The organism is Microvirga arabica (assembly GCF_016811235.1).
Lineage (GTDB): Bacteria > Pseudomonadota > Alphaproteobacteria > Rhizobiales > Beijerinckiaceae > Microvirga > Microvirga arabica.
In genome coordinates, this window is record NZ_JAFBID010000080.1 from 1 (window position 1) to 21,287 (window position 21,287).

Genomic DNA, 21,287 nt, shown 5'->3' on the forward strand with positions numbered 1-21,287 from the left:
GCGTCCGTCAAGACATAGCGATCCATCAAGAGCTTGAATCATAAGCCCAACCTCATGTGAATCCCCACAGACCTTAGTTCGTCGATAGTAAAGCCGGCCAGCCGGTGATCCATGCCCGCGATCAGCTCCCGCAGCTCGGCCGAGTAGATCCATCCCCGCGCAAGGCTGGCTTCGATCAGGGCTGTGGCGGCCTCGGCGAGGGTGAAGTTGTCAGCGGGAAGGGGATTCTGAACCTGTTCGATCAGGCGCTCGAGTGTGTCACGCTGCCCCTGAAATTCCAAAGGGATGTGTTCTGTTCGTTGAAGCATTCTTGCCCGTCATATTTGATGTTTTGCTTCGGGCCGCCTCTGGCGTGCCAGAGGACTAGATTACGCTGACTGCTTGTTTTGTCATGCAGGGATTGCTGAGAAGTGCCCGACCTGCTGATAAAGAGAGACGGCTGTTACTTTTATGAAACAGAGGCCTTGCTGTTTAACCAGGCTTTGCATGAAGAACTTAGCAGATATTCCTAGTTGTAGGTTCTCAGAAGACAGCAACTGCACAGCAACAATAGCCAAGCTATACGTGCGGTTATTCGGGCGCGCCACGCCGCCACAACGGAAGAGCTGCCCCATTTTCTTCTGTCTGCTGAGATTATTTGTCTCGGCGAGGCAAAGGCTCTTCTGTGCCACTCTGGCTTCGGGTCAGATAGGGGCAACATGATCAGATCACAATTTCTCCTAGCGCCTGTGATGCTGGCACTGCTCGGCGCTGCGTTCCAGCCCACGGTGCCTGCTCAGGCTGGGGCGCTCGCTGCGCCGGATGCGGCAGTGCCGGCGCCATTGGACGACACGCCTCTCCTCAAGGAGTTCCCCCGCCGCTCGCTTTACCAGGAGATCATTAAGCGGGAGGCTGCCAGCCATGGACTGCCGCCTGGCATCGCGGATGCAGTGGTCCGGATCGAGAGCGGTTACAATCCATCCGCTGTCGGCGGGGTCGGTGAGATCGGGCTTATGCAGGTTCGCCCCACCACGGCCGCCATGCTGGGCTTCAAGGGGAGCAATGCGGAACTCGCGCAGCCCGAGGACAACATCCGCTATGGCGTGGCCTATCTGGCTAAGGCGTGGCGTCTGGCAGGCGGGGATATTTGCCGCGCTCTGATGAAGTACCGGGCCGGCCACGGCGAGGAGACCATGACGCCGTTGAGTGCCGAGTATTGCCGCCGGGCGAAGGTGCATCTGGCCGCCCTCGGCTGGTCTGTGTCTGCGAACGCAAGCGCAGACCCGTTGCCTAGGCCGAAGAAGTCATCCGTTCGCATGGCATCTGCCATCTCTGTTCCTGATGCCAGGCCTAAGGAGACGCCGGTGACTCAAGGGCCGAAGATCGTCTCTGTGCGATCATCGAGTGCTCTGTTGGCCGCCAACCGTGCCCGCATTGCAGACGCCTGGAACCGCATCTCAATCATGCGGAGCAGATGAAGAAAGGGCTAATCGCTCTTGAGCGGGAAGACACTACAGGATCTAAGAGGTCTAGCTAGGTCGACGACATCCACCCCGGGCCGCGGTGCCGATCATGATGCCTTGGCATTGCTCGTTGCCCAGGATCGCTCTCGGCTTCCGCTCATCCCTACCGCCGAAGGCCAACTTTATTGCCTGATGTCGATCGCGTGGGAAGATGCGCAAGGAGCGCTTGATACGCCTCAATCAGACAGCGCCCGGCCTTGCCTCCCTCGGCTGCTCTGCCGCAGGTCGGGTGATCAGAGGGCAATGCAGACTGGGCAGCCGTCATCGTCCAAAGCCATAGTCCCCGAACAGGGCCGTCCTCAATCTGGCAGACCCGCCCGATGGCTTTGCCACTTTCGAACGCTGTAAAGTCCGGCTTGGGCTGAGCATCCTCGTGGGTCAACCTCCACATGATCTCCATTGGCTGCAATCCCGCTGAGTTTAAAAGGCAGTGCTTCTTGGCCAGAGCGGCGGATGGCTCATAGTGCATCTGCCGATCCGCCCCAATAGGGGCGCAAGCTGCGGCAGTATGGTTAGCAAGCAGTTAACGCTGACCTTCTCGTATGCTGCAGGTCAGGTGGGCAGCTGTCGGTTAGCAATCTGGAAAGGTCTGGGGAAGTACTCTGGCCTATCCGATTGAAACCGGAGAGCCTTATGAAGAGGCAAGATCACCCACCGGCTTATGCTGTGCAGATCAAGAGGCAGTGGCGAATTGTGGTTCCTATTCGCGGAAAGCTCACGCCGAAGATATGCCCTGCAGAGTTCCCCTCCCGCGCCAGTGCCGAGGCATGGCTTCGTAGCGATCAGGGGAAGCTCATGGTTGATGCCCTACAGGGGAGGTTGGCTCTCGCTCCTCTAAACAGCATTGCCGTAGCCCCGTCATCGGTTTTCTATGCGTCCAATCCGAAGCTATCTTGATGTCTTTGCCGCCGTAGCTGTGGAAATCTGGTCAATCGCTTCTTCACAAAGCTCAGAGAATTCTGCGACCTTACCACCTGATACGGCTCGACCCCGGAGAAGTTTCTGGCCGCTATCAAGCGCGCGTCAGCCCGAATCTGGATCCGCAGTCATGAGTCCACTGCCGAAGAACCAGCAAGGCGCGCCTCGGGAGCTCGAGCGCATGAATTTCTCTCATGTCCAGCGATCAGGATCGCACTGCCGGTATCGGACCATCCGGCTGATGCGAGTTCACAGAAGCTGCAGATTCCGACGCAATCCGTCCATGTGTACCGATTTGAAGTCGTCCACCTCTCCGATTTGATCCCGTCCAGGGATCAGGCGGAAGAACCGTGCTGCACCGGGTCATCCGATTGGGGCATTTCGACCTCTCCACAGAGAGGAACGCGATGCCGGCAAACAGAGAGATGACCATGCGACAGATGCGGCAAGTTCTGCGTCTTCATGCGAGCGGGACCAGCGATCGGGAGATCGGCCGGACCGTTGGCGCGGCGCGCTCCACCGTGCGAGACGCGATCAAGCGGGCCAAGGCGGCCGGGCTGGCCTAGCCGCTGCCAGAGGACCTGACCGATGCGGCCCTGGAGGAGACGCTGTTCGCCCGGGCGGGCGCCCGGATCGGCACGCGACGTCGTCCCGAGCCGGATTGGGCAAGTCTGGTGCACGAGTTGAAGCGGCCGGGCGTCAGCATCGCCATCCTGCACGAGGAGTACCTGGCGGACCATCCCAGCGGCTACGGCTACTCGCGGTTCTGCGACCTGTTCCGCTCCTTCGAGCGCCGCCTGACGCCGACCATGCGCCAGCATCACGTCGCCGGCGACAAGGTGTTCGTCGATTATTCCGGCAAGAAGCTGCCCATCGTCGATCCGCTCACCGGCGAGATCCGCCACGCCGAGATCTTCGTCGCCGTGCTCGGCGCCTCCAACCTGACCTATGCCGAAGCCACCTGGACCCAGACCCTGCCGGATTGGATTGAGGCCCATGTGCGGATGTTCCGGTTTCATGGCGGCGTGACCAAGCTCATCGTCCCGGACAACCTGAAGAGCGGCGTCCACAAGGCCTCGTTCTACGATCCCGAGATCAACCGCAGCTACGGCAAGATGGCGGCCCATTACGAGGTCGGCATTCTGCCAGCCCGACCACGTCGCCCGAAGGATAAGGCAAAAGTTGAGTCCGGCGTCCGCTTTGCCCAATTCTATATTCTCGGCCGCCTGCGTAACCGCACCTTCTTCTCGCTCCAGGAAGCCAACGCGGCGATCGCTGAGGCTGTCGAGCGCATGAACAGCGTGCCCATGCGTCGTCTCGGCGTCAGCCGGCGACAGTTGTTCGAGACCATCGAGAAGCCGGTTCTCGCACCACTGCCGGCGGAGGACTACGTCTTCGCGCAATGGCAGCTCGCCCGGGTCGGGCTCGACTATCACATCGAGGTTGAGGGTTTCTTCTATTCGGTGCCGTTTGGCCTCATCGGCCAGCAGGTCGACGTGCGGGTGACCCAGCGCACCGTCGAAGCCTTTCACAAGGGTGGACGCGTCGCTGCCCACGCGCGGCGTTACGCCGGACGGGCGCATGGCACAAGTGCCGAGCACATGCCGAGCTCGCATCGCCGCTATGCCGCCTGGTCGCCCGAGCGCTTCCGCTCCTGGGCCGCCGCGATCGGCCCGAACACCGAGATGCTGATTGCGGCGATCCTGGCCGCGCGGCGTCACCCTGAGCAGGGCTTTCGCACCTGCATTGGCGTACTCCAGCACATGCGCGGCATCCCGAAGGAGCGCGTCGAGGCAGTCGCCGAACGGGCTCTGACGATCCGGGCGCTGACCTACAAGAGCATCGTCTCGCTCCTCGACACCTACCGCGACCGCGCTCCCGCCAAGGCCGCCGACACTCCCGTCATCACCCACCCCAATGTCCGCGGACCGGGGTATTTCCACTAACAGGAGACCGACCATGTTGACCCATCCCACCCTCGACCAGCTCCATGACCTTGGCCTGCACGGTATGGCCAAGGGGTTCAAGGCGCTCAGCGCCACCCCTGAGGCCGATGCGCTCGGCCATGCGGAATGGCTCGGCCTGATCCTCGATCACGAGGTGACGCAACGCCGGCAGAAGCGCTTCGAGGCTCGCGCCAAGGCGGCCAAACTGCGTCATCCCGCCAGCGTCGAGGATGTCGACTTCCGGACCGCCCGCGGTCTCGACCGAGCGCTCTTTCTCAAGCTGGCATCCTGCGACTGGATCCGGGAGCGGCGCAATCTTCTGATCACCGGACCGTGCGGGGTCGGCAAGAGTTGGCTCGCCTGCGCCCTCGCACACCGCGCCTGTCGGGATGATCTCTCGGTTCTGTATCACCGCGTGCCGCGCCTGTTTGCGGCGCTCGAGCTCGCCCGCAACGACGGCCGCTACTCTCGCCTGTTGCGCACGATTGCTCGGGCCAAACTGCTGGTGCTGGACGATTGGGGCCCTGAGCCGCTCACCGGCGAGCAGCAGCGCGACCTGCTCGAGATCGTTGAGGACCGCTACGATGCCGGCTCGCTCCTGATCACCAGTCAGGTGCCGGTCGAGAAATGGTACGAGATGATCGGCAGCATTCCGACCCTTGCCGACGCCATCCTCGACCGGGTCGTCCACAACGCCTATCGCATCAATCTCACAGGCGAGAGCCTGCGAAAGACCCACCGCGCCGAACTCGACGCTTGACCAGGACAAACCCCTAAACCACCATCCATCACCGACCCGGATATCGGCACCAAGGTGGACGCCTTCACCTCGGAACCATGGACGGCTTGAAATCGGAATGCCTGGACGGCTTCAGATTGGAGGAAGTGGACGGCTTCGTCGGAATCCGCACAGAAGCTTTACCATTCGGCTGCAGTTTAGCAAATGTTGAGGGTAGGGAGCGGAGATCCCTGCGCTTTCGCATTTCTAATTTAAGGCAAAATTTCCTCATCTTTTGTAGAGGGCTATATGCCTAACGAAAGCCACATCTTCCGTTCCCTTCACTCTAATCCCATTCACGCCGACCTCGTGCGGCTGCTCTATACAGCCCTACCTCAGGTTGCCTCGGTGACGACGGGGGTTGTCGTCGGCGCTTGGCTGATGGCTTGGCGCACAGAATCTGGTTGGGACTGGCTGCTGGCTTGGCTGTCGATCGGCATGGCGGCGACCCGGCTAGGGCTCCTCGCAGCCTTTCATTGGTCTGGCGCTCACAAAGCTCTCCCATCCTCAGCCGCAAGGCGATGGGAGTGCGCCTACGGATCAGGCTCGCTCCTGATGGCAGCCGTTGTCGCGGGTATGTCGTTTCGGGCCCTCTCGGGAAATGACCCTGGGGTGCAGTTGCTCTGCCTTGGGCTCACGATGGCAACCTGCGCTGGGCAATCGTCAACGCGGGTCGCCTGCCGAGCATGGATCCCGATCAGCACTGGCAGCATCGTCCTGGCTGCCTTTGCTGCTGGCTGTCTGCTGCATCCCGACACAAGCTACAAGGTTGTCGGTGGTTTGCTCGTGCTGTACGGGTACAGCCATATCGAGGCATGCCGTCATGGGGATCAGACCATCGTGGCTCTGCATCGGGCACAGCGCAGTCTCACTCACCGCGCCGCACATGATGATCTCACAGGGCTTCCGAACCGGGCCGCCTTCCGCGAGTGCCTATCCGAGGCTTCCGAGCACCTGAACCGCTACGGTCAGAAGTACGCGCTCTTCGCCTTGGATCTTGATGGGTTCAAACACATAAACGATGCCTATGGCCACGCCATAGGCGATGAACTTCTTCGCCAGATTGCCGATCGGATGCGCCTTACGATCCGTGAGGGCGATGTGGTCGCCAGGCTTGGGGGCGACGAGTTCGCAGTGCTGCAAGTGCCGGTTCCAGAGCGAGAGGTCGCCGTGAGTTTGGCCGAGCGCCTCATTGCCGAGGTCAGCGTACCCTATTGCATTGAAGGGCGTACAATTGGCATCAACGTCTCTGTCGGCATCGCTCTTGCTCCTGAATGTGGTGACGGAGAGGTTCTGCTGCGTGCCGCGGACGAAGCAAGCTATGAAGCCAAGAGAGCCGGTAAGGGGCTTTACCGCCTCGCGGGCGCCAGCCGCTACTGGCCTCTCACGGCGTAGAGATGTCGGCTGTTGGCACTGTCAGGCCCAGAGGCATTGGTCAGGTAAGGGGCTCATAGCGGAAGATTTGTAAGGGCAGGGGATCTCCCTCAGCCCATCCTTCATCAGGCTCCCGCGACGCGATCGACGCACTTTGCAACCAGATGAGCCGCTTCCGAGGTTGCAATGCTCGTCAACAATTCTCCGGTGCTCAAGACGTCTGAAGCGCAACTCCACTGAGAGATGGTTAGCTGTGGGTCTGTAAGCCCGTGGCGCTCATGGTAGCTGCTTTAGGTGAATGAAGGTGCGGTCGAACGGCATATAAGAAAAACAGCCGCGAGGGAGGCGCGGAGAAACCTGATGACAAAGCCAGACCACCCACCCGCCTACGGTCTGCAGATCAAGCGGCACTGGCAGATTGCCGTGTCTGTTCGCGGTCAACTCACGCCGAGGATATGCTTGGTGGTGTCCCCCCGCACCAGGGCAAGGCTCTATGCTGAGGATGGTCAGCGCACAGTCGACCCCAATCAGGGAGATTGGTTCCGGCTCGTCTCGTCTCGTCATCGCATCTGATGATCGGAAATGGTGGACAAGCGACTGAGGGCAAGTGTTCTCTAATCTGACATCCTGTCTACGATATCCGCAAATCCTTTAAGGTCTATACCCGCGGCCATGAGGACCCTCGAGAGGGTTTCAGTTGATGGCCATCGCATGTGACCATCAGCGCCAACCCGCTTCGAGGGATTAAGAGCGGAGGCATTCAAGCCAGCTTTTTTGGCCAGAGCGGATACCGATAATCCCCGGGTTCCAGCAACCGCGTCAATGGCTGCCCAGATCTGCTTGTGAGTGAACATTCTACTTTTCCTGTAAAGGAGGAAAATGACTGCCCGGGCGGGAGTAGGGTTTTAGCAGGGGTTAGGTCACCTTTGCGCAAAGGTGACCTGAGGAAAGGATGCTTAGAGTTTGTTAATGAAGTGCTCTCTACCTTGCTTTCATTCACGTGCATGATATCGCAAATCAGCATGCGCCCTCGACTGTCCGGTCGGCGAGTTTTTCATGAGAACACAGCTTGGGCACAAGGCGCAGCACCTCAAAGCAGGTGAGGCTGCGCATCCACGCCTGCTTTGTGGAAGAGTACCGGTCCACCTGGAGGTGCGGCAACGCCATAGTCGCGCCTGTAGGGTTAACAAATGGTTGAGGAAGAGCGTTTCCGCCATAGCCAAGCCTAGATGAATCAGGCATGTTCTCCTTGCCCAAGGCTGAAAGGCCAAGGCCAGCTTGACCCCTAAGCTTGAAGCGCCTCGGCGATGAGCCGGGGCGTTTCTAATGGTCCCTGCTACCCGGCGCGGCGAGGTAGTCCTTGCGGGTAAGTAGATATTCTTATCGGAGGACTTACGATTATCTCATCCTGTGATGGTTGGGGAGATATTCATGCCACGTCCAAGTGCCCTCAGTGACCTCGATGCTTTCGTGTTCGGAAAAGCGTCTTCTCACGCGAAGCTTCCTGACTTGCCCGACCTGCCGACGCTCCCAGAACTGCCTGACTTCAGCGGCAATGGCCCCGGCAGCGTTGAACTTCCCGAACAAGCCACGGCGCATCTTCCGGACCTCTCGGATCTTCCGTCCCAAGCCAACGTTCCCGATTGGCTTCTAGGCTAAAGGCACCGATCTTTGGTTCAAGCGCCCTGCCACATCGGGGCGCTTTTCTTTGTCTCGCAAGCAAAAGAAATCCCACTAGGGCGGGAGCGGGTCTTCAAGGGTGTTGGGGCAGCGACAATGCCTTGATGGAAGCGTCCGAGCGCCAGTTCAGAAGAATACCAGGTCTTAAACCTTTCTGCTCCAGACTGGTCTTGGGCCAAGTTTGGGGTGCAATGTTCAAATTGAATTCTGCCTGGTGGGTCATACTGACACCTGCTCTTGTTTGTCTTGGAGTAGCTTACTCTGGAAGCGTTCAGGGGCAGGAACTTGCTTCTCTCCCTCTCCAGGATGGGGTCTTGCTGAAAGAATTCCCCCGCCGTCCCCTCTACCTTGAGGTCGTCAGACGTGAGGCGGTCTCCCACGGACTTCCACCGGCCGTTGCTGATGCGGTGGTGCGGATCGAAAGTGGCTACAATCCCGCGGCGGTTGGCACAGTTGGTGAGGTTGGGCTCATGCAGGTTCGTCCTGCCACCGCTGCAATGCTGGGGTTCAAAGGCACGAATGCTGAGCTGGCCAACCCGGAGACGAATATCCGCTATGGGGTGGCTTATCTTGCCAAGGCCTGGCGGTTGGCTGGCGGAGACCTCTGCCGAGCGCTGATGAAGTACCGGGCCGGTCACGGCGAGGACAGCATGAGCCCTCTCAGTGTCGAGTACTGCCGCAGAGCGCGGGTGCATCTTGCCGCCATCGGGTGGTCCCCGGGGGGCGGTGCAGACCCATTATCTGACTCCACGACGTCCCCCGTTCGTTTGGCGGGGAGCGTCCCGAACACGGCGAAAGTTGAGGGCGGACCGAAGATCATTTCGGTTCGATCCTCCGGCGCCTTGTTGGCTGCCCACCGCGCGCGGATTGCCGAGGCCTGGAGCCGGATTTCCGTTGCAGCCAAGAGGTAGGGCCCTTGGGACGTGCAGCCTGGACATCCGCCGGATGGGAAGTCTAAGGGAGAGGCAACGATTGAGGCTATCGTGCACGTATGCTGCGTCCGTCGCTCGCTTGTCCCAGCCTTGACTTGATGCGGCCTTTGCCATGAACCGAGGCCGGACGACAGGAGCCTCCATTCCATGATTTCCAGACGCGTACTCCTTGGGGCACTCGGCTCCCTTCTTCTCGTGCACCCGGCAGTAGCCCGCTCTCGCCGCTCTGGAGGGATTGAAGGACTGCCGTTCGGCCTGGACGAAGGGCATGACCTCAATTCTGATCTGTTCGATTTTGGGCAAGAGGGAGGGCGCTCCTCTCCGTACGGCCCGTATGGGTCTGATGAGGGCTGGTATGTCGGGACGATTCCCGATCAGCCCTTCCCAATCCCGGTGGTGGATCCGGGACTCATCCATCCCCGGTGGCGGCCCCACACCGTGAGGTATGCCGGATCAGAGCCGGCGGGGACCATCATCATCAGGCCCCGGGAGCGGTTTCTCTACCTGGTGCAGGAGAACCAAACAGCCCGCCGGTACGGGATCGGGGTTGGGCGGCAGGGCTTTGAGTGGTCAGGCACGGCGGAGGTCAAGCGCAAGGCGAAGTGGCCGTCCTGGCGACCGCCGGCTGAGATGCTGCGCCGCCGCCCTGATCTGCCCGCGTCCATGGACGGTGGGTGGGATAACCCGCTGGGGGCACGGGCTCTTTATCTGTACCAGGGTGAGCGAGACACCCTTTATCGCATTCACGGCACCAATGAGCCGAACACCATTGGGCAGGCCGTCTCCAGCGGCTGCATCCGGCTTTTGAATGAGGATGTGTATGACCTTTATAACCGCGTGCCAGTTGGAGCTGTCGTGAAAGTGGATGGAAGCCGCCGCGGCAGGTCTGGTGCGGACGAAAACATCCTGGATGAGGATGTATTCTGACGAGATAATAGGCCATCTGGCGACCTGGAACTGTATGCTGGTATCAGTGCCGCGGCGCCTGGCACCATAATCGTCGAGCCGTCGATTGTTTGGCCGAGGGCTTCACCTCGCGGCCCTGCCGTTCGTGCCGATCATCAGGGCTACATCATGGATGGTCCGGAACAGAAGCCGTCGGACAAAGCTGCTCAATCACCAGTACACAGTCTGTCAGGGCAGACAGTCCTTTGGCAGCATGTGCCAACCCCGCCCAAAAACGCCATATGGTGGCGGTCAGGGTCTCCCGCAGATAGACATCGCCCTTGCGCCTAGTCAATTCGGCCGGTAGCAGCAGTGGCTTGATCTGCTCCCATTCCGCGTTGGTCAGATCCGTCGGACAGCGCCTGGTCTTCTGCTCAATCCCGATAATCCGGCCACGGTTTAGGGGCTACCACCGAAGAGGTATATTCCTTTTTGGTTCATAGGACATTAAAGCTATTTCTAACAGCTAACTGTCAGGCCCGCGTCACAGCGGTTTATGCAAAAAAGGCAGGGCAGGTTGCTCAAGGGGTACAGGACGAAAGTCCTGCTGTCTGAGAGAGCGACCTCGGCGAAAGCCGTCTCCTTTGTCACAAGTGAGAAGCTCACGCACACGGGACACCACTCGTGTGACTGATTGCATATGGGGCCAGTATGGTTGCGGAAACGCCTATTCAAGAATCGCCCATGAGCGGCGCTGTGGAATACTGCCTAGGGACAGGTGTCCAGCGAGGGCCTCTGGGTGGTTCCCGCTTCCTAGGCGGCGCAGTGGGCCCGACCACGGGTCTCGGGCATATATCCTCTGGTATATAGAACCCAATTAATATTCCTGCCACATGAAGAACAGCGTTGGCCTTCGAAAGCGTCCGATGTGCCAATCCGGGTATCATCTTTCGATTGAAGCGTCAGCTGGGCAGTGAAACCTTAGGCTAAGTTCCAAAGAACTCGAGATTTATCAAAAGATTCGGCGTGACATCTCTGATGCACCCAACACTGAAAGAGCTTCTATTATGGCGACGAGCAACGGTACTTCTGGCAACGATACCATCGTGGGTGGGGCTAGCGATGATCAGCTGAACGGTGGCGCTGGAAATGACTCTATTATTGCCGGCGCAGGCAATGACCTCCTGAGTGGTGGTTCGGGCGATGACACATTGGACGGCGGCTCTGGCAGCGACAAGCTGATTGGCGGAGCCGGTGATGACACCCTGATTTGGCGCTACGTTGATTATCTTGCTACACCCTCGGCTGTTGACGTTTATGCCGGTGATGCAGGGAAAGATACTCTCCGGATCGAGATTTCTGCCGCTGACTGGCAAAGTAACCTTACTCTTCGCACTGACGTCCTGAAATTTCTTGATTACCTGTCAAAGGCAACCTACACCAAAGACGGCCAGATCACCGGTGGCTCCTTTACGTTTGCATCAGTCAATTTGACTGTCTCGACTGTCGAGAAGCTGGAGATCGGCTACTACAGGAATGGCACGTGGGTAGCCATTAATCCTTATGACACCTCGGCGGACGTGGGCGCCGACCTGGCGCTCAACATCGCGCCCGCCAACCTCGTGACCAACAACGCCGAGAAGACGGCGGTTGCGTTCACGGTTTCGGGCATTGACGCCGACGTGGCGGATGCGGACGCGACGGTGACCTTCACCGACGTCAACGGCAAGACGGTGACGGTGCTGGCCTCGGCCGGCACGGCCAACCTGTCCACGCTCGCGGACGGTCCGATCAGCTCGGTTCTCAACGTGAAGGACGAGGCGGGCAACACCGCTTCGGATGCCGGGGACTCCATCACCCTCGACACCCAGATTGCGACCCCGACGCTCTCGATCACGGACACGACGATTGGCGGGTCCGAGAAGACGGCGGTTGCGTTCACGGTTTCGGGCATTGACGCCGACGTGGCGGATGCGGACGCGACGGTGACCTTCACCGACGTCAACGGCAAGACGGTGACGGTGCTGGCCTCGGCCGGCACGGCCAACCTGTCCACGCTCGCGGACGGTCCGATCAGCTCGGTTCTCAACGTGAAGGACGAGGCGGGCAACACCGCTTCGGATGCCGGGGACTCCATCACCCTCGACACCACACCTCCGGCCGCCAGTGTGACGGTGGCGTCGATCACGCTCGACAACATCGTCAACGCAAACGAGGCCAACGGACAGGTTGCGGTCAGCGGCTCGGTGGGCGGCGATGTGAAGGTGGGCGACACGGTCATCCTGACGGTGAACGGCATCCAGTACACCGGCCAGGTGCAGACTGGGGGTACGTTCAGCATCAACGTGGCCGGCAGCGCCCTGGTCGCCGATGGCGACAAGGTCGTGGATGCCAGCGTCACCACCGCGGATGCAGCGGGCAACAGCACCACCGCAACGGCCACCAAGTCGTACTCGGTGGACACCACACCTCCTGATACGATCTTCGACTCAACGAACGTGACTGGGTCGTCCGCATCATTCAATGTTGGTACGTCGTCCCCAGAGACGGGTGTGAAGTACGAGTACCAGCTGGATGGCGGATCGTGGACACTCGACGATGACGATGCCTTCTCGTTCAACAACTTGGCCGTTGGTACACACACAGTATCTGTTCGAGCAATCGACACAGCAGGTAATATTGATGCGACTCCGGCCAAGTACAGCTGGACTGTTAGCGGCAGTACAGTGGAAACCGGTGACGCTGGCGGAAACTTCTCCAACGGACTGGAAATCAACCTGACCGATGGTTCAGAGCAGATATCTGGTACGTTCAAAAATAGTGGAGATCAGGATGCGTACATATTCTTCAATAACGTAACCTCGACGGCCAATGACCTGCGCGTTGATATGACGACGCTCCCGAGTGGCACAAGCGTGCAGCTGTTCTACAGCAAGACCGGTTCGGGGGAGGGAACATTAGTCAGGGGAACGACATCAGATGCGCAATATGAGTTGATCGCAAATAACCTCCAGGAAGGAAGTTACTATTTGCAACTAAGCAACACAAATACCGGTAGTTACGCGGGAACAATCCTCTTGGGGGACTATTTCACAGTATAGTTGCGCGATCCGAGGAGTAAGAGAAGACTACAGGCCTGCTTGTTCGGCGGGCCTGTTCTCATCAAGAATACTACGATCTGGTTTAGCTGTCTGGATGCGAGACCTCCTCGGCGGCAGCGACGACCTGGAGGGCTGGCGGCTTGAAGCGGCGGTTGGCCAGCTTCGGCTTGGCGGCCAAGCGCCGGTGCACAACCTGCTCGGGTGAGGCACCCTTGAGCACGCGTTGACGTCTCCTGTTGTAGGCCTGGTTGAAGCCTTTGAGCAGGATCTCAAGCTCGCGATGGCTGTAGATCGTAATCCCCAGCACCTCACGCTGCACCCGGCCGTTGAAGCGCTCGGCCAGACCATTGGTTTGCGGCGTGTACGGCTTGGTGATCCGGTGCTGCACTTTCAGTTTGCGGCAGGCGTCCTCAAAGCCATCGGCGGTGAAGCAGGATCCCCGATCCGTGAGCACGTGCGTGATTTTGAAGGGGAACGCGCTGATCGCCTGTTTGAGGAAGGCGATCGCGCTTTCCGCCGTCTCGTCATCGTGGATGGCCAGGTGCACCCAACGCGAGCAGCGGTCGATGGCCACATACAGGAAGCGCTTGCGGCGCTCGCCGTTGGCGGTCTGCAGCTTGGGCAGGTGCTTGATGTCCATGTGGATGAAGCCGAGGTCATAGTCCTTGAACGTGCCGCTCCGGCGCTGGCGCTGCTCGGCCGGTGGTAATCGTCCCAGCCCCTCGGCTTTGAGGATGCGGTAGACCGCATCGCGGTTGAGATGCGGCAGGAAGTGCGTGATCACAAAGGTAAGGTCATCGAGCGGAAAGCCAGTGGCCTGGCGCAGGGCGCAGACGATCGCCCGCTCCTCGTCCGTGGCCTTCCACGGCAGCTTGTGCGGCCGGCTGGAATGGTCCTGGCAGTCCTGCGCCCCGCGTTTGCGCCACTTGCGGATCGTTTCGGTGCTGACGCTGAAGCGCTGGGCCAGCACGCCGGTGGGCTCGCTCGAGCGGGCGATCTCCTGGCGGACAGCAGGGGTGGTGCGAGCTTGCGGATGAAGGGAGTGCATCAGATCCTCCACCAGGCCCGCGGCGGGCGCCGCGAGCCATCGAAGCGCCACGTATAGTTCTCAATCGCCCAACGCACCCGATCCCAACAACGTTCCGCTACCAAACAGTCCAGGATAGCCACTGTTATCGACATATTTACGAAATAGGCTTTATAACGTCGGCACGGCTAGTAGTATTAATGCCGACTGTCAGTTGAGCTGTGATTGTCTACTGTGGTCCTGAGCTTGAGGGGTATTATGGGGGCGCCGAAACTCATTGGTCTCATTGCCGATGAAGACCCGTATTTCCGCACGGCGGTGAGCGCAATCCTTATGCGTCAGCTCGGGTTTGCCGACGTCCTTGAGGCGGGCGCCCTCGATGAAGCTCTCGAGCACCTGAGCGACAACCCGCATATCTCGATCGTTCTGTTGGACATCTCGATGCCAGGTATGAGGGCGCCGTCGAACGTCAGGGCCATCCGGGAGTGTTTCCCGCAGGTTCGCGTCACGGTGAATTCCAAATCAAGTGCGCGCCGCGACATCTTGCTGGCGCTGGAGGCCGGCGTGCACGGGTACATGCTGAAAACTTTCAGCTTTGCGGATCTGATCTCTGCGGTCAAAACTGTCCTCGATGGTGGAATTTACGTTCCGAACGTGTTGGCGGATATCTCGTCCGAGCCTTCAGAAGGCCTCACTCTCACTCAACGCGATGCTGTTCCATCTGAACCCGCACCAGAGGCGGCGAGCCCGTTGACGCCCCGCCAGCAGGAAGTGCTGGACCTCCTTACTCAAGGCAAGACCAACAAGGAGATTGCTCTGTCTCTTGGTGTAGGGGAGGGGACCGTGAAGATCCACATGGCGGCGATCTTCCGGTATTTCGGTGTGAACAATCGCGCTGCTGCCGCCGTTGCCGGCGCCCGGCCTTACCGGAGCCGCAAGCTGACGCTCCTCAGCGCTTGATAGAGAAGGATAAAGAAGGCTGGTGGCTTGGAGCATCAAACAATGCCGTCTTGGCACAATGCGCCAGGTGAATAAGAGCTGAGGTGAGCGTCAGGGATGCGGTGTGGGATATGAGCCTTGCGTATGGAGCGGTAGCGCGCCTGCGGAACGGTCCACACCAGGCGAGTGTTCGCTCAATGCTCTAATCACAACTGACAAGTTCTGCCTGACGCGCATCGGAGACCTTCAGCTCAGCTGGCCGCGGGCGTGCCATCGGCTCCGGAGGCCTGTGGCGCCCAACTTCCCGATGAGCTCACTCACCAAGAAGAACAGCATGGAAGAACAGCATGCGAGATCGGCGGCGACGCGCTTGGCACGTCCAGCGCACTGGCATGCCGACGCCCCAACGGCCAGCAGCGTTGGGACCGGGTATATCAGCTCCTCCTGCAGTGGGCGATGACCTCCCCGGAGCCAACCGAGGCCCCATTATCCCCAATCCTGCCGGGGGCCTCCATGCGAATGGCAACGTACGGCGCTGTCTCGGCCAGCCATCAGGTCGACCACCGGATCAAGGAGCAGCAACTCGGACGGCTCACCGCTCATGTCTACGCGCATGCCGCCAAGGGTTGGAGCCTCCATCCAGCGTACGTGTTCCAAGATAACGGCGACCGCGGCGTGATCCTCGCCGGTCTGGACCGGACCGCTTGCGCACCGCTGTGCAGGGCTGTGAGATCGGCCGTGTGCTCGTCACCGTCCCCGACCGCCTCGCCCACAACCGTGTGCACCAGATGATCCTCGTGGAGGAGTCGGCGCAAGCCGGATATACTGCCAAGTTCCTGGATTGCCCGATGAGCGACGAGAGGCACGACCCCCTGATGCGGCGGATCCGGGGCGGAGCCGCTGAACACGAGCGCACGTCGACTGCCGAACGCATGCGCCGCGGCCGGCTCACCAAGCTGCGCGCCGGTCAGTTGCTGCCCTGACCTATACGCCCTACGGATATCGCATGAGCCCCGACCAGGCACGCGGCTCGCGCGGTGTGACGACCATCACAGCGGAGGCGGCTGTCGTGGCCGAGCTGTTTGCCCACTCTCGCGAGCCGGGCACCTCTCCCATGCAGCTTGGCGTACATTCGGATGCCTGCGGTGTCCCCACCCGGTTGGGTGCACCGCGTTGATCAAGCCCGACCACCCCAGGCATCCTACGCACACCGACCTACACGGGGCAGGTTTACGCTAAACGGACGCGGTATCGTTCTGCCCCCACCGCTTGGCCTCACACCCGATCGGTCGGCCGCAGGGCTCGGCCGTGTCGCAGCCGACTGACACCTGGAATGTGGTCGGGCAGGTGCCTGCCGTGGTGAGTCAAGCGTATTCCGATGAGGTGCAGGCCTGGCTGGCGACCAACCGCTCCTGCGGGCGGCGCGACAACACCGCCTACCAGTATCTCCTGCGCGCTCTGGTGAGATGCTGGACAGGTTTCGTCTACAGGTGAATTGTTTCTCCCCGTTTATGCTACGAAATAAGTACCTCCTAAATAGTCATGGGTCCGATTGACTCTCCTACTTCCCTTGGCTGAATTACCGGTACAAATTTAGAGAATGGAATCTTCGCCTAGGCATTTTGTACTTTCTGAGCGTATTTTTGTTCTTCCGCCCGAGCGCGTCGTTGCCTTTGCTCGGCTGGTCCTCACGCTATTCGCCCTTATTGCTAGTATTCTGGACCCACCTGAGAGTTCGTTCGGTGCTCGTGTCATATTCATTATTCTAGCAGCATATCTGTGTTTCGCTGCTGTGAGCGTTTGCCTTGTACTCGTCCGGCCGTCGAAATACTGGGAGCAGATTGCGGCTCATACGATTGATATTGCTTGCGTCTGCCTGCTGATGCATTTCAACCAAGGGCCAAATAGCCCTTTTTTCATCTTCTTTACCTTCATCTTGTTGTCAGCCACGCTTCGCTGGGGATGGCGTGGTGCCATCGGGACATCAGTGCTTTTGGTCCTGATTTTCCTGGTTCTGATCTTGCTGATCGGGGGGCGATCGCTCTCCACCGAGGTTGATGAACTAAGCCGCTCTATTGTCCGGCCAGCTTACCTCGTCGTCGCGGGCCTTATGTTGGGCTATGTAGGCGCACTCCAAGAACGGAGTCGCACACGATTGGCTAAGCTCGCGGCTTGGCCAGGGCCTGACTATTCGCAAGGGATTCCGGTTCCTATCGGATCCGCACTTGCGCATGCCGGTATAATCCTAGGGGCCCAGCGAGTGCTCGTCATTTGGGAACCGGTTGATGAGCCGTTCCGGGAGGTGGCAGTTTGGTCCCGGGCAGGCCTCCAGTACAGCCGGGAATCTCCCGACCGGTTTGGAAGTCTCGTTGCGCCGGCCCTTGCTGATAGGAGTTTTTCAGTGCGCATCCAGGAGTCTGCTCCGGAACTTCTGCCTGAAACCGTGGAGCCTCTTGGTGCACTGATTGATCCGGATCTTCGGGAGACCTTTTCGGTGCGATGCGCAGTCACTGCGCCTTTCTCCCTGCCGGCCTGTAAAGGGCGTGTCTTTTTGCTTGAAGCCGAAGCTACCGACAAAGACGACATGGTGCTTGCTGAGCTTGTCACAACCCGGATCGGGATCGATCTGGAGCATTACTGTCTACGGAATGAGCTTGAGGAAGTTGCTAAGTCGAAAGAGAGGGCACGGTTGGCACGGGACCTCCACGACGGCGTCCTGCAGGGGTTAGCCGCAGCGAATATTCAGTTAAGACTTAGCTCAGACCGCGTCGAGGCTGGTGTGGCCGACCAACTCCACGAAACCCGCCAACTTCTGGCTGCTGAGCAACGGCGTATTCGAGCGTTTGTCGAACAAAGCCGATCCCCAGCAAGTTCGTCGTTAGAGATGGTCGTCCTCGCTCCTGAGATCGATAAGGTGCTTAAGTGCCACAGGCAGCAGTGGAAATGCGAAGCCTCAATGACTGTTGAGCCCTCCCGTTTGCAGGTGACGGCTGAAACTGCAAGCAACGTTCGCCACTTTCTGGCTGAGGCCATATCGAATGCAGTCCGGCATGGCAAAGCCTCCTCTCTTCAGGTCGAGATCAAGGTTGTTTGCAACCTGTTGTGTCTGACTGTCTCCGACAACGGACTCGGCTTTCACGATCTTCATGGCACGTATTCAGGAGAGGAACTACTGGCCCAGAACCTTGGTCCTCGCTCATTGAGAACTCGCGCTGAGGATATGGGAGGTACTTTCACCCTGCACACCTCCCGCTCGGGCACGAGAATCCATGTTGAGGTTCTTTTATGAGACCAGGTCGTTCAGCGTTGTCGGTCGTCCTTGCAGACGACCACCCAATCGTATTGGGTGGACTGCGGACCCTGATCCAGACTGATCCGAACTTCGAGATTGTTGCGGTCTGTTCTGACGGTCGGGCAGCGCTTCAAGTTATTTTGGAGCTTCAACCAGACTTGGCGGTTTTGGATGTCTCTATGCCCGGTCTTACCGGGATCGAGGTATTGGCCGAGATCAATGCGCGGGGTCTCAAGTCTCGTGTGGTTTTTCTCACCGCTTCCGCAGGTGATCACCAGATTATCGAGGCTGTAGAACGTGGAGCTTATGGACTGATCCTCAAGGATGCCGCCGCTGACATGCTTCTTACATGTATGCAGTCTGTTTCAAGCGGAAGACGCTGGATCCCTTCAGATTTGGTTGACGCAGCGCTTCAACGGGAGCAACAAAGGAGAAGTAAGAACAGAAAAGTTGAAAGTGGACTAACGCCAAGAGAGAAGGAAATTGTACTTCTTGCTGCTGAAGGGCTGTCGAATAAAGAGATAGCACGAAAGCTCGGTTTGAGCGACGGAACGATCAAAATTCACCTTCACAATATCTATCACAAGCTAGGGGTGAGCAACCGAACGGCGTTGACGGCGCTGGCTCTCAGCTATCAAGATCAATTGCGCCATAAATAAAGGCGCAGTTTGCAGAGGCTCCTCTGCCCTACAGTTTCCTGAGCCACCCTGTGAGCGGACGGGATCCGCAAACGGGTGAGCATGGTGACAGAAATGATGAAGGATGCGGCCGGTCTGGGCCCTGGAGGGCGCATGTCGCGCCAGCGCAAACGCGAGGCGGTTCTGCGTCTGCTGCGCGCTCCATCGGCTGTGCGACTGACCCGAGTGCTAGAACAGGTTTGAACGGGTGAGTTTATCCCGACAGGTTTGAGTCCATCACTCGCTCCGCCCTGATTCTCAGGAAGGCCAAAAGCAGGCCCGTCAGCAGAACGAGAAAGCTTCCGCTGAACGGCGCGCACGCAGAAAGGCGATGCGGATTCCATACGGCCAGAGCACAGCGAGCGTGGCCAAGCCCCCGTCGTGGCGGCAATCATCAACACGATCATAGACCCACTTGGTGTCAGCACCCAGTAAATGGTGGACCTGCCGAGCCTATAATCCGGCCAAACGGCCGGGCCAAGGCCTTATAAGACTTCCGGTTTGGCGGTGAGTTTCGCAGAGGTTTCGGAGATTGAGATTTGCAGGGCAACGGATGACGACGTTGATTAAGTGCATATATCAAAGGATATATATATCCTTTGATATAGAGTTTTATGTTGGTCCGTGCGGTAAGGATAGCTCATGGCGCAACGCCATCTTTGAGAACGAAAATGTTTGGGGCTGCGGGAAAAGTGTAGGGGCAAGTTGGGGCTGGTGCCGGAGGTACGCACCAGCCCCTTTTTCTTGAGATCGGCCACGTCGGACGGGCTATCCACCGCGCCGAGATCGTTGCGGCGCAAGTATTGTATATTGAAAAAATCTTCGAAAACGTCTGCAAACAATCATTCTCTCACGATGCCAACGAACTTTATCGATGTTGTTGCCGACATTGCCAAAGATTATCTATGGTGCCTCTTACGGGGGCGCCATCTCTCTGTTAACCGTCGTGAGGTCGTGACGGCTCGAACTCGCCCTGCTGCACTCGGGTCTAGGCTTGGCACTATCCCTTCTCAGGTGCAACGGCTGCCCTGTCCAAGAAAGCCCAGCTAAAGTTGACAGCGCCGTGTCGGTCCGAGCAATCGAGCTCTACCTGCTGCAGCGTCTGTCAAGCACCCGTCTGCGGCCAATCATGTCAGTACGTCACGCTGGGGCCCACCACCTGCGACAGCACAGTCTCCAGAGCGTACCCGAGCGCGTGACGAACGGAATGCCGGTCAGGGCAGCCAAGGCGCTCAGACGAGGACGTACACCCTTGGGCTCAGGAGGCTCCGGGAGGTATCCACGAGATAGACATGCCGTCAGCCCCGAGTTTCCCTCACCTATAGGGGAAGCCGCTGATTGATACAGGGTAGTGGAGTGACGGTGACCGGGAGGATGACGTCTTTTAGCCGCCGTCCTGTGGCGGCGTGACTGGCATCGTCAGTCGGCGTCTGCCCTCCCAGACCGGATGAGCAGCAAGGTGAAGGGGCTGTCGATGCATTCAACCGCAGTTGGCCGTTCGAGCCCTCAACAAAGGCGTTCTGCTGCGGCTCTGACAGTGCGATAGAGTGTCGTTCGAAGCCCCGCTACACAGTTGTCTGGTTTTCTACACGCTCCGTTTAAAATGGTTGCGCCTCCCCAGGCTGGCGCCCTGGAGCTGATTGGCAAACCGATTTGGGAGTTCACCCATCCTTTTGTCGCTTCGGTCTTGCGCCACGGCTTCATGTCCCAGTTAATAATAATGTTAGCGAATGCTTTACGAAGCGAACAGGATCTGTAAATTGCGGCCTCGAGGCTGGGATAATCCAATCCGGGGGGCACGATGACAGAAGAAGAAATTGAGGTCGTGGCGCAGGAGCTTGCCAAAGTCGGTGGCGTCGCATGGTATCCGGGGCGCACCAGCGGTTCTCTGTTGAGGCCTCTGACGGAGCGTTACCGAGATCGCGCGCGTGTTGCGATTGCGGCGCTTGAGAGAGTAAGGGCCCGCCAATCAAGCCCGCCGGCAGCCGGTGAAAAGCATATTGAGGCTCCAGCCGGCCGCACGGATCTCGATAACAGCGATAGTCTCCATGTTGGCGCCACCGTCATCTATCGTCCTGCTGGCGACAAGAGAGCTGTGTCCTGTCGGATCGAAAAGCTCGAAGATGGGCGTGCCTACTTGGTGCCAGTTCCACAGCCAGACATCGGATGGGTCTCCCTGGATACTTTTTCGGTGAGCTCCAACGATACCAAGGTCGCCTAACTGCCTGAACAGGGG

18 protein-coding genes and 1 pseudogene are annotated in these 21,287 nt (G+C 59.1%); 16 read left to right on the plus strand and 3 right to left on the minus strand.

Annotated elements, in window-relative coordinates; genetic code table 11:
• Nucleotides 1-38: 38 nt before the first annotated feature.
• Nucleotides 39-308 (minus strand): hypothetical protein, encoded by a 270-nt coding sequence (locus tag JQC81_RS26530; RefSeq protein WP_203274799.1) that lies wholly within the window; start codon nucleotides 306-308, stop codon nucleotides 39-41.
• An 81-nt stretch (nucleotides 309-389) separates the two neighbouring features.
• The gene (locus JQC81_RS26535; protein WP_203274800.1) at nucleotides 390-671 is read right to left on the minus strand and encodes a hypothetical protein; all 282 of its coding nucleotides are present in this window, start codon (nucleotides 669-671) and stop codon (nucleotides 390-392) included.
• Between the two features lie 27 nt (nucleotides 672-698).
• On the opposite strand from JQC81_RS26535, the gene JQC81_RS26540 reads away from it, so the two are divergent.
• The 9 genes from JQC81_RS26540 (at nucleotide 699) to JQC81_RS26575 (ending at nucleotide 13,116) form a co-directional block, all read left to right on the plus strand.
• A complete protein-coding gene (locus tag JQC81_RS26540) occupies nucleotides 699-1,457 on the plus strand; it encodes a lytic transglycosylase domain-containing protein (protein ID WP_203274801.1) in 759 nt (252 codons plus the stop codon).
• A gap of 1,370 nt (nucleotides 1,458-2,827) precedes the next feature.
• Nucleotides 2,828-2,986 (plus strand): helix-turn-helix domain-containing protein, encoded by a 159-nt coding sequence (locus JQC81_RS34180; protein WP_312887587.1) that lies wholly within the window; start codon nucleotides 2,828-2,830, stop codon nucleotides 2,984-2,986.
• A 42-nt stretch (nucleotides 2,987-3,028) separates the two neighbouring features.
• Nucleotides 3,029-4,366 carry an IS21 family transposase gene (istA, locus tag JQC81_RS26545; protein WP_312887588.1) on the plus strand — a complete coding sequence of 446 codons (1,338 nt, stop codon included), beginning with the start codon at nucleotides 3,029-3,031 and terminating at the stop codon, nucleotides 4,364-4,366.
• A 13-nt stretch (nucleotides 4,367-4,379) separates the two neighbouring features.
• Nucleotides 4,380-5,126, plus strand: coding sequence for an IS21-like element helper ATPase IstB (gene istB / locus JQC81_RS26550; protein WP_203274802.1), 747 nt, complete (start codon nucleotides 4,380-4,382; stop codon nucleotides 5,124-5,126).
• A gap of 657 nt (nucleotides 5,127-5,783) precedes the next feature.
• Entirely contained in the window at nucleotides 5,784-6,539 is a 756-nt protein-coding gene (locus JQC81_RS26555; RefSeq protein WP_203274803.1) for a GGDEF domain-containing protein, read from the plus strand.
• A gap of 1,410 nt (nucleotides 6,540-7,949) precedes the next feature.
• A complete protein-coding gene (locus JQC81_RS26560; RefSeq protein WP_203274804.1) occupies nucleotides 7,950-8,177 on the plus strand; it encodes a hypothetical protein in 228 nt (75 codons plus the stop codon).
• Nucleotides 8,178-8,512: 335 nt separating this feature from the next.
• The gene (locus tag JQC81_RS26565) at nucleotides 8,513-9,109 is read left to right on the plus strand and encodes a lytic transglycosylase domain-containing protein (protein ID WP_246520682.1); all 597 of its coding nucleotides are present in this window, start codon (nucleotides 8,513-8,515) and stop codon (nucleotides 9,107-9,109) included.
• Nucleotides 9,110-9,277: 168 nt separating this feature from the next.
• The gene (locus JQC81_RS26570) at nucleotides 9,278-10,057 is read left to right on the plus strand and encodes a L,D-transpeptidase (protein WP_203274806.1); all 780 of its coding nucleotides are present in this window, start codon (nucleotides 9,278-9,280) and stop codon (nucleotides 10,055-10,057) included.
• A 1,025-nt stretch (nucleotides 10,058-11,082) separates the two neighbouring features.
• Nucleotides 11,083-13,116, plus strand: a complete 2,034-nt coding sequence (locus JQC81_RS26575) for an Ig-like domain-containing protein (protein WP_203274807.1) — start codon at nucleotides 11,083-11,085, stop codon at nucleotides 13,114-13,116.
• An 82-nt stretch (nucleotides 13,117-13,198) separates the two neighbouring features.
• Here JQC81_RS26575 and JQC81_RS26580 read toward each other — a convergent pair whose 3' ends face one another.
• Nucleotides 13,199-14,164, minus strand: a complete 966-nt coding sequence (locus tag JQC81_RS26580; RefSeq protein WP_203274808.1) for an IS481 family transposase — start codon at nucleotides 14,162-14,164, stop codon at nucleotides 13,199-13,201.
• Between the two features lie 237 nt (nucleotides 14,165-14,401).
• Here JQC81_RS26580 and JQC81_RS26585 point away from each other — a divergent pair, with 237 nt between their 5' ends.
• The 7 genes and pseudogenes from JQC81_RS26585 (at nucleotide 14,402) to JQC81_RS26615 (ending at nucleotide 21,272) form a co-directional block, all read left to right on the plus strand.
• Nucleotides 14,402-15,103 carry a LuxR C-terminal-related transcriptional regulator gene (locus tag JQC81_RS26585; RefSeq protein WP_203274809.1) on the plus strand — a complete coding sequence of 234 codons (702 nt, stop codon included), beginning with the start codon at nucleotides 14,402-14,404 and terminating at the stop codon, nucleotides 15,101-15,103.
• 674 nt (nucleotides 15,104-15,777) lie between these two features.
• Nucleotides 15,778-16,065: pseudogene (locus tag JQC81_RS26590) on the plus strand (recombinase family protein); the annotation flags it as partial.
• Between the two features lie 23 nt (nucleotides 16,066-16,088).
• Nucleotides 16,089-16,259 (plus strand): hypothetical protein, encoded by a 171-nt coding sequence (locus JQC81_RS26595; protein ID WP_203274811.1) that lies wholly within the window; start codon nucleotides 16,089-16,091, stop codon nucleotides 16,257-16,259.
• Nucleotides 16,260-16,390: 131 nt separating this feature from the next.
• Nucleotides 16,391-16,576 (plus strand): hypothetical protein, encoded by a 186-nt coding sequence (locus JQC81_RS26600; RefSeq protein WP_203274812.1) that lies wholly within the window; start codon nucleotides 16,391-16,393, stop codon nucleotides 16,574-16,576.
• Nucleotides 16,577-16,682: 106 nt separating this feature from the next.
• Nucleotides 16,683-18,371 (plus strand): sensor histidine kinase, encoded by a 1,689-nt coding sequence (locus JQC81_RS26605; protein ID WP_203274813.1) that lies wholly within the window; start codon nucleotides 16,683-16,685, stop codon nucleotides 18,369-18,371.
• On the plus strand, nucleotides 18,368-19,033 hold the full coding sequence (locus JQC81_RS26610; protein WP_203274814.1) for a response regulator: 666 nt from the start codon (nucleotides 18,368-18,370) through the stop codon (nucleotides 19,031-19,033). Before JQC81_RS26605 ends, JQC81_RS26610 begins: the two co-directional genes overlap by 4 nt.
• Nucleotides 19,034-20,852: 1,819 nt before the next feature.
• Nucleotides 20,853-21,272, plus strand: a complete 420-nt coding sequence (locus JQC81_RS26615) for a hypothetical protein (RefSeq protein ID WP_203274815.1) — start codon at nucleotides 20,853-20,855, stop codon at nucleotides 21,270-21,272.
• The last annotated feature ends 15 nt before the right edge of the window (nucleotides 21,273-21,287 follow it).

What these genes read in the sequence shown, in the direction of transcription:
- JQC81_RS26530 (WP_203274799.1), bottom strand. Translation starts at nt 308, where the DNA reads ATGCTTCAACGAACAGAACACATCCCTTTGGAATTTCAGGGGCAGCGT.
- JQC81_RS26540 (WP_203274801.1), top strand. Translation starts at nt 699, where the DNA reads ATGATCAGATCACAATTTCTCCTAGCGCCTGTGATGCTGGCACTGCTC.
- JQC81_RS34180 (WP_312887587.1), top strand. Translation starts at nt 2,828, where the DNA reads ATGCCGGCAAACAGAGAGATGACCATGCGACAGATGCGGCAAGTTCTG.
- istB (WP_203274802.1), top strand. Translation starts at nt 4,380, where the DNA reads ATGTTGACCCATCCCACCCTCGACCAGCTCCATGACCTTGGCCTGCAC.
- JQC81_RS26555 (WP_203274803.1), top strand. Translation starts at nt 5,784, where the DNA reads ATGGCAACCTGCGCTGGGCAATCGTCAACGCGGGTCGCCTGCCGAGCA.
- JQC81_RS26560 (WP_203274804.1), top strand. Translation starts at nt 7,950, where the DNA reads ATGCCACGTCCAAGTGCCCTCAGTGACCTCGATGCTTTCGTGTTCGGA.
- JQC81_RS26570 (WP_203274806.1), top strand. Translation starts at nt 9,278, where the DNA reads ATGATTTCCAGACGCGTACTCCTTGGGGCACTCGGCTCCCTTCTTCTC.
- JQC81_RS26575 (WP_203274807.1), top strand. Translation starts at nt 11,083, where the DNA reads ATGGCGACGAGCAACGGTACTTCTGGCAACGATACCATCGTGGGTGGG.
- JQC81_RS26580 (WP_203274808.1), bottom strand. Translation starts at nt 14,164, where the DNA reads ATGCACTCCCTTCATCCGCAAGCTCGCACCACCCCTGCTGTCCGCCAG.
- JQC81_RS26585 (WP_203274809.1), top strand. Translation starts at nt 14,402, where the DNA reads ATGGGGGCGCCGAAACTCATTGGTCTCATTGCCGATGAAGACCCGTAT.
- JQC81_RS26595 (WP_203274811.1), top strand. Translation starts at nt 16,089, where the DNA reads ATGAGCCCCGACCAGGCACGCGGCTCGCGCGGTGTGACGACCATCACA.
- JQC81_RS26605 (WP_203274813.1), top strand. Translation starts at nt 16,683, where the DNA reads ATGGAATCTTCGCCTAGGCATTTTGTACTTTCTGAGCGTATTTTTGTT.
- JQC81_RS26610 (WP_203274814.1), top strand. Translation starts at nt 18,368, where the DNA reads ATGAGACCAGGTCGTTCAGCGTTGTCGGTCGTCCTTGCAGACGACCAC.
- JQC81_RS26615 (WP_203274815.1), top strand. Translation starts at nt 20,853, where the DNA reads ATGACAGAAGAAGAAATTGAGGTCGTGGCGCAGGAGCTTGCCAAAGTC.